Origin of the sequence: Pseudomonas sp. GM24 (assembly GCF_000282235.1) — a bacterium.
In the GTDB taxonomy this organism is placed as follows: Bacteria; Pseudomonadota; Gammaproteobacteria; order Pseudomonadales; family Pseudomonadaceae; genus Aquipseudomonas.
The window spans coordinates 1-12,107 of the sequence record NZ_AKJR01000163.1; the positions used below are offsets into that span (position 1 = coordinate 1).

At 58.8% G+C, this 12,107-nt stretch carries 12 protein-coding genes; 2 read left to right on the top strand and 10 right to left on the bottom strand.

All coding sequences use genetic code 11. The features are described 5' to 3' along the window. Positions 1-67: 67 nt before the first annotated feature. The 8 genes from PMI23_RS18410 to PMI23_RS18445 all read right to left on the bottom strand — a co-directional run bounded on the left by PMI23_RS18410 (position 68) and on the right by PMI23_RS18445 (position 6,901). The gene (locus PMI23_RS18410) at positions 68-1,003 is read right to left on the bottom strand and encodes a sugar kinase (RefSeq protein WP_007912323.1); all 936 of its coding nucleotides are present in this window, start codon (positions 1,001-1,003) and stop codon (positions 68-70) included. Positions 1,004-1,135: 132 nt separating this feature from the next. Further along, positions 1,136-2,350: an amino acid deaminase gene (locus PMI23_RS18415; protein ID WP_007912325.1), complete on the bottom strand. Its 1,215-nt coding sequence runs from the start codon at positions 2,348-2,350 to the stop codon at positions 1,136-1,138. A gap of 39 nt (positions 2,351-2,389) precedes the next feature. Then, the gene (locus PMI23_RS18420) at positions 2,390-3,154 is read right to left on the bottom strand and encodes an IclR family transcriptional regulator (protein ID WP_007912327.1); all 765 of its coding nucleotides are present in this window, start codon (positions 3,152-3,154) and stop codon (positions 2,390-2,392) included. Between the two features lie 305 nt (positions 3,155-3,459). Next, positions 3,460-3,849, bottom strand: coding sequence for a RidA family protein (locus PMI23_RS18425; RefSeq protein WP_007912330.1), 390 nt, complete (start codon positions 3,847-3,849; stop codon positions 3,460-3,462). 29 nt (positions 3,850-3,878) lie between these two features. After that, positions 3,879-4,670 (bottom strand): amino acid ABC transporter ATP-binding protein, encoded by a 792-nt coding sequence (locus PMI23_RS18430; RefSeq protein ID WP_007912331.1) that lies wholly within the window; start codon positions 4,668-4,670, stop codon positions 3,879-3,881. Further along, on the bottom strand, positions 4,667-5,329 hold the full coding sequence (locus PMI23_RS18435) for an amino acid ABC transporter permease (protein ID WP_007912332.1): 663 nt from the start codon (positions 5,327-5,329) through the stop codon (positions 4,667-4,669). Before PMI23_RS18435 ends, PMI23_RS18430 begins: the two co-directional genes overlap by 4 nt. 9 nt (positions 5,330-5,338) lie before the next feature. Then, on the bottom strand, positions 5,339-6,001 hold the full coding sequence (locus tag PMI23_RS18440) for an amino acid ABC transporter permease (RefSeq protein ID WP_007912333.1): 663 nt from the start codon (positions 5,999-6,001) through the stop codon (positions 5,339-5,341). Positions 6,002-6,052: 51 nt separating this feature from the next. Next, positions 6,053-6,901 (bottom strand): transporter substrate-binding domain-containing protein, encoded by an 849-nt coding sequence (locus tag PMI23_RS18445; protein ID WP_007912334.1) that lies wholly within the window; start codon positions 6,899-6,901, stop codon positions 6,053-6,055. Positions 6,902-7,238: 337 nt separating this feature from the next. On the opposite strand from PMI23_RS18445, the gene PMI23_RS18450 reads away from it, so the two are divergent. Beyond that, entirely contained in the window at positions 7,239-7,670 is a 432-nt protein-coding gene (locus PMI23_RS18450) for a thioredoxin family protein (RefSeq protein ID WP_007912335.1), read from the top strand. A gap of 57 nt (positions 7,671-7,727) precedes the next feature. Continuing rightward, positions 7,728-8,165: a hypothetical protein gene (locus tag PMI23_RS18455; protein ID WP_007912336.1), complete on the top strand. Its 438-nt coding sequence runs from the start codon at positions 7,728-7,730 to the stop codon at positions 8,163-8,165. 254 nt (positions 8,166-8,419) lie between these two features. Here PMI23_RS18455 and PMI23_RS18460 read toward each other — a convergent pair whose 3' ends face one another. Further along, a complete protein-coding gene (locus tag PMI23_RS18460; protein ID WP_007912337.1) occupies positions 8,420-9,979 on the bottom strand; it encodes a TerC family protein in 1,560 nt (519 codons plus the stop codon). 377 nt (positions 9,980-10,356) lie between these two features. After that, positions 10,357-12,003 carry a phospholipase D-like domain-containing protein gene (locus tag PMI23_RS18465; RefSeq protein ID WP_007912338.1) on the bottom strand — a complete coding sequence of 549 codons (1,647 nt, stop codon included), beginning with the start codon at positions 12,001-12,003 and terminating at the stop codon, positions 10,357-10,359. Positions 12,004-12,107 lie beyond the last annotated feature (104 nt).

Sequence of the window (12,107 nt, forward strand, 5' to 3'; positions counted from 1 at the left end):
AAAAACAAGATCAAAAGATCGTCCGATCGCGGCCCGAGCCTTCGCCAGCTCCTACAGGGATTGCATTTCAGGTTCTGGGGATCAGTGCTCCTGGCATCTGGATCACCCGACTTGCCAGCAGATGCCCGGCCTCGGCAGCCTCCGCCGGACTCCCCCCCAGCAGTCGCCTGGCCAGATACGCCGCACTGAACGAATCCCCCGCCGCCGTAGTGTCCACCACTTTCTCGACCTTCTGCGCTGGCACTTCAAATGCGTCACCATCACAGCGAATCAGACACGCCTCGGCGCCGCGCTTGAGCACCACTTCCGGCGTGCCGATCTGCGCGTAAGCGGCAAACACCGCCGCGCAATCAGCGAAGCCGAACAGCGCCTGTTCGTCATCCACGGTCAGCAACGCCAGATCAACGTAAGGCAACACGCTGCGATACGCCGTCCGCGCGTCTTCTACAGAAGCCCATAACCGTGGCCGGTAGTTGTTATCGAAGACGATGCGCGCATCACGCTGCCGTGCTTCGATCAAGGTCTGAATCAGTTTTTCCCGGCCAAGCGCACCGAGCACGGCCAGGGTGATGCCGCTGAAATACAGCACATCGTAATCCGGCAACGCCGCAAGAATCGGCGCGGCGGCTGGCGTGGTGAAACAGTCGCGCACGGCGGCCTCGTTGCGCCAGTAGAGAAAGCGCCGTTCGCCGTTGGCGTCAGTCTGAATGCAATACAGGCCCGGCAAGCGACCCGGCAGACGCTGCACCAGACCGAGGCCGATACCTTCGCTGCTCCAGATCTGGCACATGGCGTCGCTGAAGCTGTCATCTCCCAGCGCGGTGACGTAGTCGACCTGGGCCTTGTCGCCCATGGCGCGGGACAGATACACCGCCGTGTTCAGGGTGTCGCCGCCGAAACTTTGCTGCAGGCTGCCGTCGGCACGCTGCTGCAGTTCGATCATGCACTCGCCGATCAGGGCAATGCGCGGGGTGTTCGGGCCCAAGGGGCTTAGGGTGGTCATGTTGTGGTGTCTCTGGTTGATCGCTGGTGTCTGGACGGGCGCTTTCGCGAGCAGGCTCGCTCCCACAATTTGGAATGCATTCCCCTGTGGAAGCGAGCCTGCTCGCGAATGGCCGCGACTCGGTCTCAAGCTTTAGAAACAGGTCTCCATGCTCTCGATCACTGACAACTGCTCATCCACCAGCAACCCCACACGCCACTTGTCGAACGTCAGGCACGGGTGCGACGTACCAAAGGAAATGATGTCACCCACACGCAATTCAACGCCCGGCGCCACCGTCATGAACGCGTGCTGATCCATCACCGCCGTGACTTTGCACGCACCGACATCCTCGCCCAGCGCCGGCACCACACCGGCCCTGTAACGCAACAACGGCACCGGCAAACCGGCATCGAACGCAACATCACGCTTGCCCAGTGCGATCACCGCGAAGCCCGGCTCGGGCAGCGACTGCACGTGCGCCCAGACTTCCAGCGCCGGGCGCAAGCCCTCGTGCAGATCACTGCGACGATCAAGCACGCAGCACTGCGCTTCCTTGTAAATGCCATGGTCATGGGCCACGTAACTGCCGGGACGCAACACACTGAGGAAACGTCCGGATGCGTTTTGTGCCTCGAACGATTCGGCAATCAGGTCGTACCACGCCGAACCCGAGGCAGTGATGATCGGCTTACCGATAGCGAACGCGCCGCTGTCTTGCAATTGCACCGCCAGGCGCACCAGTGACGCGGCAAATTCACGAATGCCACTGACCGCGTGATCACCGTGAATCACCCCTTCGTAACCTTCAATGCCGGTCAGGGCCAGCGCCGGTTGCGCGGTGATCGCCTTGGCCAGTTCGATGACTTCCTGTTCGCTGCGGCAACCGCAACGCCCGCCGACTACGCCGTATTCGATCATCACGTTCAGCTTCACCCCACGCGTGGCGAAGTAGGCGCCGAGATCCGCGACGTTGTCCGGGTGATCGACCATGCAGTAAAAATCGAACGACGGATCGGCGAGCAGATCGGCAATCAGCGCCATGTTCGGCGTGCCAACCAGTTGGTTAGCCATCAGCACCCGGCGCACACCATGGGCGTAAGCGGCGCGAGTCTGGGTCGCGCTGGCGAGGGTGATGCCCCAGGCACCGGCGTCGAGCTGACGCTTGAACAGTGCCGGGGTCATGCTGGTTTTTCCGTGAGGCGCAAGCTGCGCGCCGCTGTCGCTGACAAACTTCTGCATCCAGCGGATGTTGTGCTCCAGCGCTTCGCGGTGCAGCACCAGCGCCGGCAGGCTGACGTCGCGTACCAGTTGCGCGCCGATGGCGGCGTCGCCCTTTTCCACAGCAGTATTGATGGCAGTCGTCATGGTCGAACTCCTCACTTTCGCGGCCGCAGGCAGCCGTGGTTATTCGTTGATGCGCCGGGCGAGGCTGTTGGCGCTCTCGATCAGCACTCGGCGATAGTCGTTGTAATTGTTCTTCGCATCGGCCCGCGGGGCGACGATGCACAAAGTGCAAATCGCTACGCCTTGAGGGTCTTTGACCGGCGCGGCGAAGCAGTGGGTAAAGGTGTCGGCGACGCTGTCGAAGGAAAAGAATCCATCGATACCCGCCTGACGGATTTCCGCGAGAAAACGCTCCAGCGGCAGACGTTCGCCATCGGGCAGGATGAAGTCGTCTTCGTCGATCAGGTCGATGATCTGTTGATCGCTCAAGTGCGCGAGCAACAGACGCCCGGAAGCCGTCCACGGGATGGGGGCGTTTTCACCGATGTCGGAGGAAATGCGGAAATGCCGCTCGCCCTCCTTCATCAACGCCACTGTGTATTTACGGCCGTTGAGCAGGCACATCTGCGCGGTTTCATGGGTCTGGCTGACGATCTCCTGCAAGGCGTGATCGGCCTCGCGGCTGAGGTCGAAATGACGCAAATGCGCCTGACCGAGAAAATACAACTGCCGGCCCAGATAGACATGACCGTCCTTGCCCACCGGCTCCAGAATTCGTCGCTCGAGCAGCGACGCGACCAGTTCGTAGACCGTGGATTTCGGGCTGCCGATGCCGTTGGCGATGTCGTTGGGGCGCAGCGGCTGGCCGATCTCCTTGAGGAAATCGAGGATATCGAACGCCCGGTCCAGACCGCGTGCCCGGCGTTTGATGGTGTCTTCGGTCATTTCAGTGGTTCCCATTCAAAGTCGCCGGATGGTAACTGGCCCTTGGTGTTGTGTCAGTTGGATTGCTGCCCTCACCCCCCGCCCTCTCCCTGAGGGAGAGGGAGCCTGACTGTATCGATGCACATGTCATGGTCAGCCGCCAAAATCTGCATCGATGGAGATCAGTCCCCTCTCCCAGAGAGAGCCTGGCCGTATCGATGTAAATGTAAGCGTCATACGCAAAATCCACATCGATACAGATCAGTCCCCTCTCCCTTGGGAGAGGGTTAGGGTGAGGGGTTGCGGCCTAAGCAACACAGCAATTTTCAAGCCTTCTTCTTGTACGCGATGCAGTCGATCTCGACCTTGCAATCGACCATCATGCTCGCCTGCACACAGGCCCGCGCCGGTGCGTGTTCAGGTTTGAAGTACTCGCCGAAAACCTTGTTGAAACTGCTGAAATCACGCGGATCATCCAGCCACACCCCGGCACGCACGACATCTTCCAGGCCATAACCGGCCTCTTCGAGAATCGCGATCAGGTTCTTCATGGTCTGATGGGTCTGCTCGACGATGCCGCCGACAATAATCTCGCCATCCACCGCTGGCACCTGGCCGGACACATGCAGCCAGCCATCCGCTTCAACGGCGCGAGCGAAGGGACGTGGCTGACCGCCAGCGGCGGTGCTGCCGGTGCCGTAACGCGTAATGCTCATGGGTACTTCTCCTGATTACAAAACGAAAGTTAAAACCGCGTGCTCTTGAGAAACTCAGCCAGACGCGGCGATTGCGGGCGCTCGAACAGTTCCTTGGGAGGCCCCTGCTCTTCGATCCGCCCCTGATTCATGAAAACGATTTTGTCCGAGACCTCGAAGGCGAAACGCATCTCGTGGGTCACCAGCAGCATGGTCATGCCGTCTTCGGCCAGGCCCTTGATCACGTTGAGCACTTCGCCAACCAGTTCCGGGTCGAGGGCCGAAGTGACTTCATCAAACAGCATCAGGCTCGGGTTCATCGCAATCGCCCGGGCGATCGCGACGCGCTGTTGCTGACCGCCGGACAACTGACCGGGAAAGTGATTGCGCCGCTCCAGCAAGCCGACGCGCTCCAGCCACTTTTCCGCGAGGACGACGGCTTCGTCCTTGTGCATTTTCTTCACCTTGAGCAAGCCCAGGGTGACGTTCTGCAACGCGGTCAAATGCGGGAACAGGTTGAACTGCTGGAACGCCATGCCGGTCATCGCACGATGGCGGGCGATAACTTTTTCGGCATGCCGCACTCGCTTGCCGTTGACCTCGTCATAGCCGATGGATTCGCCGTCGAGCAGGATCTGTCCGCCCTGGAATTCTTCGAGCATGTTCACGCAACGCAGCAGCGTGGTTTTACCCGAACCGCTGGAACCGATCAGCGTCACCACGTTGCCGCGCTGCATGCTCAGATCGACACCTTTGAGCACTTCTACTGCGCCGTACTGTTTGTGCAGGCCACGGATGTCCAGCAACGCCTGATTCTGTGGAGAAACTTGAGCTTGAGTCATGGCAGGGCCACCCGCTTTTCAATGTGCCGGCCGAGTAATTCGATGCCGTAGTTGATGACGAAGAACAGAAAACCGGCGAACAGATAAAACTCCAGGGTCATGAAGTTCCGGGCGATGATCTGTTGCGTGCTGAGCAGCAATTCGGCCACGCCGATCACCGAGAGCAAGGTCGAGGCCTTGACGATTTCGGTGGACGAGTTGACCCAGGTCGGCAGGATCTGCCGCAGTGCCTGGGGTAACAACACATAACCGAGGGATTGATAAAACGTCAGGCCGATGGCTTTGCTCGCCTCCATCTGCCCGCGCGGCAAGGCTTGCAGCGCACCCCGCACGATTTCAGCGACGTGGGAGCCGCAGAACAGCGTCAGCCCCAAGGCCCCGGCCTGAAATGCGCTGATCTGCCAGCCGAGTGCCGGCGCCATATAGAAGCAGGCCAGTACCAGCACAAACACCGGCGTGCCGCGAATCAGATCGACGTAAAACCGAAACGGTGCGCGCATCCAGAACTTGCCGTACGTCAGCACCAACCCGGTAATAACGCCGAGCATCGTGCCGAGCAGAATCGCGAGCGCCGACACTTGCACGCTGGTCAAAAAACCCTGCCACAGTGGCTCGCGTGCGACCCACAACTCATGTAACCAACTGGGAGATTCGTACATCGCAGCCTCCTATCGGCGGATCGCCAGACGCTGCTCGAGGTAGCGCAGCAGCATGGCAATGAGGTAACAGGCCGCGACATACAACGCCGTGGTCACCAGCCAGGTTTCAATCACCCGGTAGCTCTCGACGTTAATCTTGCGCGCGTAATAGGTCAGCTCCGGCACCGCGATCGCGGCAGCCAGCGAGGTGTCCTTGAACAGCGAAATGAAGTTGTTCGACAGCGCCGGCAAGACGTTGCGCAACATCACCGGCACGGTGACGTAGGCCTTGACCTGCCACTCGCCGAGACCGATCGCCAGCCCGGCTTCACGCTGCCCGTTGGGGATGCTCAGCAAGCCGCCACGGAACACTTCGGTCAGGTACGCCCCGGCATACAACGACAGCGTGATGATGAACGAGGGAATCTTGTCCAGACGAATGCCCAGGCTTGGCAGCGCAAAGTAGATCAACAGAATCAACACCAGAATTGGCGTGTTACGCACCACCGTGACGTACACCGAAGCCAGCACCCGCAAGGCGCGATGCTTCGACAGCAAGGCAAACGCCATCAGCAGGCCGATCACGCAGCCGATGGCGATCGACACCAGCGCCAGTTCGAGGCCCAGACCGAGCCCCGCCAGCAAGGTGTCGAAATCGCGCCAGACGGCGGCAAAGTTCAACTGATAGTTCATGGTCAGCAGTACCTTGAGCGGGGCGACTTTAATCGCCCCACTCTCACGGGATCATTTGAATTCGACTGGGAAACCAATTGCTGGCGAAGGCAGATCTACACCGAACCATTGCTTGAACGACGCCGCATAAGTCGGGAATTCAACGCCGGTCATGGCTTCATGCAGCGCGGTGTTGACGAAGTTCAGCCAGTCCTGATCGCCGCGTTTCACCGCGCACGCATAGGTTTGCGGGCTCCACGCATAGCTTGGGCTGCGGTAGCGGCCAGGGTTCTGCACCATCAGGTATTTGACCGAGGATTGGTCGGTGGCGGCGGCATCGGCGCGGCCGGAGTTCACCGCCTGGTACATCAGGTCGACGCTGTCGTACTGATCGACTTTGGCTTTCGGCAGTGCCTGATGCACCAATTCTTCGGCATAGACGTTTTGCAGTACTGCCACAGTGACGCTGTCTCCGGCGGCTTGCAGGTCTTCGATTTCCTTGTACTTGCTGTTGTTCGGCAGCAACAGGCCAACGCCTTCGCGGTAGTACGGCAGGGTGAACGCCACTTGTTGCGCGCGGCTGGCGGTAACGGTGATGAACTGGCAGCTCATGTCGACCTTGTCGGTCAGCAGATTGGGAATCCGCGCATCGGACGACTGCACCACGAACTCGACTTTGCTCGGATCATTGAACAGACCTTTGGCGACGATCCGCGCAATGTCGATATCAAAGCCCTGCAACTTGCCGTCCGCGCCCTGAAAGTGCCACGGCGCATTGGTGCTGCCGGTGCCCACGATCAATTTGCCACGGGCCAGAACACTGTCGAGTTTGCTGTCGGCTGCCTGGGCCATACCCATGACAGCGGACGAAGCCGCAAGAACAAAAACACACGCTTTGAACAACGAAGGACGGCGATGCATGGCAAGCACTCCAGAATGGTGTTTATTCCGCTATACCGGAACACGGTTTGTTACTACGGAATAGACAGCAGAAAGTGTGCCACAGGATTGTTGGGGAATCTGTAGTGGAATTAAAAGTTTTCGAAATCAAAGAGATGCAGAAAAAGACAATGGCGCTGTTACCAAAGACACCATGAAGACTCGCTACCGTTGGCTACACACGCCGGGTATTCGCGCCACATTGCGGGGCGCATGACACAAAACAATGCGCGTGACACCTGTCAACTCTGACAGTAGGCGTGCGGAGCGCGCTGGATTACCGTTTAGTGAAACAGCGACAACTGAAAAGGAGATTCTCATGAGCGCGAATATCCCTCTCGCCACGTTGCCCCCCACCTATCGCAAAACCCTGAAAACCTGGCGCCCAGTAATCCTTTATTTCGCTAACGAACATTGCCCCGCCTGCGAGTGGGCCGGGCCGATTTTTCGCCAGACGGCCGAGCCATACCGGCATCGCGCCAATATCTACATGCTCAATACCAGCGAAACTGCACGTCATCCGCTGGTGACCGAGACGCCAACCGTGCTGTTTTACAAGAACGGCAGGCTGGTGAAAAAACTCAAAGGCATCGGCACTGAAGAAACCCTCGCACGGGATTTCACCGAGCACATCGGCAAGACCAAAGCGCCCGTTGCCGCCCGTAAAAAAACGCATGATCTGCCCTGGCTGCGTCAGACACTTCGTACTCTGTGCACGGTTGCACGTGCGCACCTGCGGAGTCAGTGCTGAACAGGCTGAAGGTTCCGAAGCCGGGTTAACCAAAAAGTCGCAGGGAGGGATAAGGACATGACGAATTTGATCAGGAATGGCGAGTTCTACGAAGGCGAGAAAGACTGGTCAGTGAGCCATCCAGATCAGGTGAAATTCAACGAGGATGACTGCAGGATCACTTCACCCGGATACATCAGTCAGGACGTCATTTTCCAATCTGAAGCCGAAGAATATGCGCTGTCCGCCAGAATCAAGACTGCATCCGGCTCCACGGCTCGCGTGATATTGACGCTACATCCTGCTGGCGACGAACTTGAGTTGGCGCTGACAGACGATCCAAACTGGCAAGTGCGAACCGACTGGATCCTCGCGCCAGCCGGCACGACCGGCGCCACAGTCAGACTCCAGACAGACGGAGCAAACAGCGTCGCCGCCGCGCAATTTGGCAGTCTGGTGCTACTGAGTCTGGAGACTAGAGAACCGAAAAACACCCTTGAGCGAATCGTGGTGTAGTGGAGATCCCTGTTCGGTGTCAGGGGATAAATCCAGCTTCCTGTTCTCTTGTTTGAAGCGCACTCATTCGAGCAGTGACGTCGAAAGCCGGAAGTAAAAACGCCCAAGGAACAGCAGGCAGTGGTACGTCAGGATGAACAATGGATCAACCCAAGCATTCGCGAGCAGGCTCACTCCCACATTTGAAACGCATTCCAATGTGGGAGCGAGCTTGCTCGCGAAGTGGCCGGCACGTTTCGTAGAGAACTCAAGGATTACGCTGGCGCGCGCTCCAAAAGCACCCGCGTCACCCGCCGCTCTTCCACCGCTTTGACCGTCATGTGCCAGCCTTCAAGTTCCAGACGATCACCAATGACCGGGAGACGATCAAGAAGGCTCATCACCAACCCGGCCATGGTCTGATAGTCCTCGGTCGGCTTGGCGCCAAACCCGGTGCGTTGACGCACACGCGCAAGGTTCAACGCACCACTGACCATAAACCCGCCGTGCTCCTCGACCACGTCGGGGCCTTCGATTTCGCTGGCATCGGGCAACTCACCGGCAATCGATTCGAGGATGTCGGTCATGGTCAACACACCAACAAAATCACCGAACTCGTTGACCACAAAAGCAATGTGCGTCGAGGCGGCGCGCATTTGCTCCAGTGCGTTGAGGATCGAATAGCTGTCGAGCAAATTGATGGTCTTGCGCGCCAAGTGTTCCAGGTTCGGCTCGGTGCCGGCCAGGTATTCCTTGAGCAGTTCCTTCTTGTGCACGAAGCCCAACGGCTCATCCACCGCACCGTTGCGAATCAACGGCAGACGCGAATAGGACGAGTGCATCAAGCGGGTTCGAATCGCCTCGCGGTCATCGGCCAGATCAATCGTGTCGACATCGGCGCGCACGGTCATCAGCCCGCGAATCGGGCGCTCGGCCAGTTGCAGTACGCCGCTAATCATCACCCGCTCGCGCCGGTCGAACAGTTCGGCAATTGGCGCGTCACCGTCGTCGAGCAGATCGGAAATTTCCTCGCCAACCTCCTCCGCCGCCAGTTTGCGCCCGCCCAGCAAACGCATGACCGCGTGAGCCGTGCGCTCGCGTATCGGCCGTAAACCCTGCATCGAGCGCTTGCGGCGTGCCCGGGCGATCTGGTTGAACACCTCGATCAGAATCGAGAAACCGATGGCGGCGTACAGATAACCTTTCGGAATGTGGAAGCCCAGACCTTCGGCCGTCAGGGCAAAACCGATCATCATCAGGAAGCCCAGACACAGCATGATCACCGTCGGGTGCGCGTTGACGAAGCGCGTCAGCGGCTTGCTGGCGACAATCATCAAGCCGATCGAGATGATCACCGCGATCATCATCACCGCCAGTTCATCGACCATGCCCACCGCCGTGATCACCGCATCGAGCGAGAACACCGCGTCGAGCACCACGATCTGCGCGACGATCGGCCAGAACATGGCATAAGCGCTGTTGGTCGTGCGTTCGCCGACGTGACCTTCAAGGCGTTCGTGCAATTCCATGGTGGCCTTGAACAGCAGGAACACGCCACCGAACAACATGATCAGGTCACGGCCGGAGAAGCTCTTGTCGAACACCTCGAACAACGGCTGCGTGAGGGTGACCAGCCAGGAAATACTCGCCAACAGGCCAAGACGCATGATCAGCGCCAGCGACAGGCCGATAATCCGTGCACGATCACGTTGATGCGGCGGCAATTTATCCGCGAGGATTGCGATGAACACCAGGTTGTCGATACCCAGCACCAGTTCCAGCACGATCAAAGTCAACAAGCCTAACCAGGCCGTGGGATCCGCTAACCATTCCATAAAACGTCTCTATCTCTCTCGATTGATTCAGGCTGCCGGACACGGCAAAGCGCAACGCAAAGGCTCTGGGGCCGCGTTAGCAACGATAGTCGGGTGTCGGAAAACTGGATGCTGCGAGTGCGTCAAGACCGCGCCATGGCGCGAGGGGAAGCTGAAACTGGGAGGCTCCGAGAGGGTGTTCATGTAGATCCTGAATGAAAAGTGGCCTTGGAGCGTACAGGCTTTGGGAACATTTCCTACAGCGGCAAATCATTTCAAAATCTGTAATCCGCCCCGAATACCTCTGTAGGAGCTGCCGCAGGCTGCGATCTTTTGATTTTGATTCTTAAAAACAAGATCAAAAGATCGCAGCCTTCGGCAGCTCCTACAGTACGGTTTCAGCGTCCGGCAAAACGCAGCCGGGACAACTGCCGCAAATCCCCCTCGACGTAGTAATCGTTGGTCCAGCGATCATCCACGGCCAATGGACTCACCTGCTTCAACGCCAGTTTCTTCGCGAAATAGCGAAACCGGTAATGCTCGTAAAATCGCAGCAGCTCCAGCCCGTAACGATCCGCCAGATCGGTGTCGCCGCGAATGATCAGGTAGTTTTCATCGTTGCCATTGCTGGCCGAAGCGCTGAGGTTATGGCTGCCACTGATGATGGTCGGCGTATCGGTGGTGAAGTCGGTGACCACCGCTTTGGTGTGCACCAGCAGATTGCCTTTCTGACCTTTCATGTTCTCGCGCAGCCAGCCTTCCAGACCGGTATTGAGCAAAGCGGTGGCGGCGAATTCGGCGCTGCGGTCGGCGTGAAACCCGGTGATGCGGCTGGCGGTGTTTTGCAGGCCATAACGCAAAATGTCGTCGTGGGGCTGGCCAAGCAAGGCATTAAGGATCGCGTCCGGCAGCGAGAACGCGGTGACGAACAGCACGTCCTTTTTTGCCGCGCTGATGATGTTCTCGAACGCCTGCAGGTCAGCCCCGCCGGTACGCGGTGAAAACCCGGTAAATAACGGCTGCTGCGGATTCATCGGATTGTGTTCGGTGATCCAGTCACGGGTTGCACCGACGTCGTCCGGCTGCACCCAGATCTGCTCGAACGTCTGCTGATAACTCGCGGCGATCGATTCATCGTCCAGCACATGCACCACGTTGGCCTGCCGGTAGACCCCGTTGGCGGTGAAATTAGTGCTGCCACACAGAACCGCTTCAGGGTGATGCTCACCACTGACACCGACGCGACTGAGGACCATGAATTTGTTGTGAAAGATGTTATGGGTCACTCGCCCGCGTTTGCTCGCCGCAGGCAGTGCCGCCAGACTCGCTTCGTTGATTGTGGTGTCTTCATCGTCCGGCCGGGCGTGGTAGAGCACCCGCACCTTCACGCCCCGCGCGAACGCCGCGTTCACCGCTACGACGATCGCCTGCAATTGATATTCGTAGATGGCAATGTCCAGCGCCCATTGGCCATCGACGGCACGCTCGATAAAACCCAGCAAGCGCCCGAGCAAGCCGTTTTCCAGCCACTGACGGGGCGCATCGGGCCAGGCTTCGATGGGCATGTTTTTATTGGCGCTGATCTGCGCGTCGAGATCGGGAAACTTGCGCTGGAACGCCTGACTGGCAGCAACGGCTCGATTGAAATTCACGCTTTGGTTGCTCGGCTGGCCGTCATCGGAAGTGATCGTCAGCTCCAGCGACTCGCCCAACTGCACGGCATCGGCCGTGCCGTAGGCCAGATGCACGCGATAGTGGAGGGTCATGCCCGGATTGACCGCGTAATCCGCCCAGCGAAATTTCTGCAGCGGCGCGGTATCGCTTGGTGTGGCGTGGAACTGGGGAAAGGTGTGAGCCTTATTCGGGAAGGTCAGGCTGTTGAACAGGAACAACCAGGGTTTGGCGCCCTGCTGCTTTTCGATGGCAAATCCCAGCAGGCCTTTGCGCCGGGGTTCGGCCAGATCCATGGCCAGCAGCACGCCGTTGGTGCCGGCGTAGGCTTTGACGCGGAAGTCGTCTTGAGGGTTTTTGACCAGAACGCGCATCGCTCACTCCTTGTGATTGGGCTGGGTGCAGCATAGAGCAGGGATGCGGGTTTTGAGTGTTCGGTTCTAGACCGGGTCGATGCAATCGCGAGCAGGCTCACTCC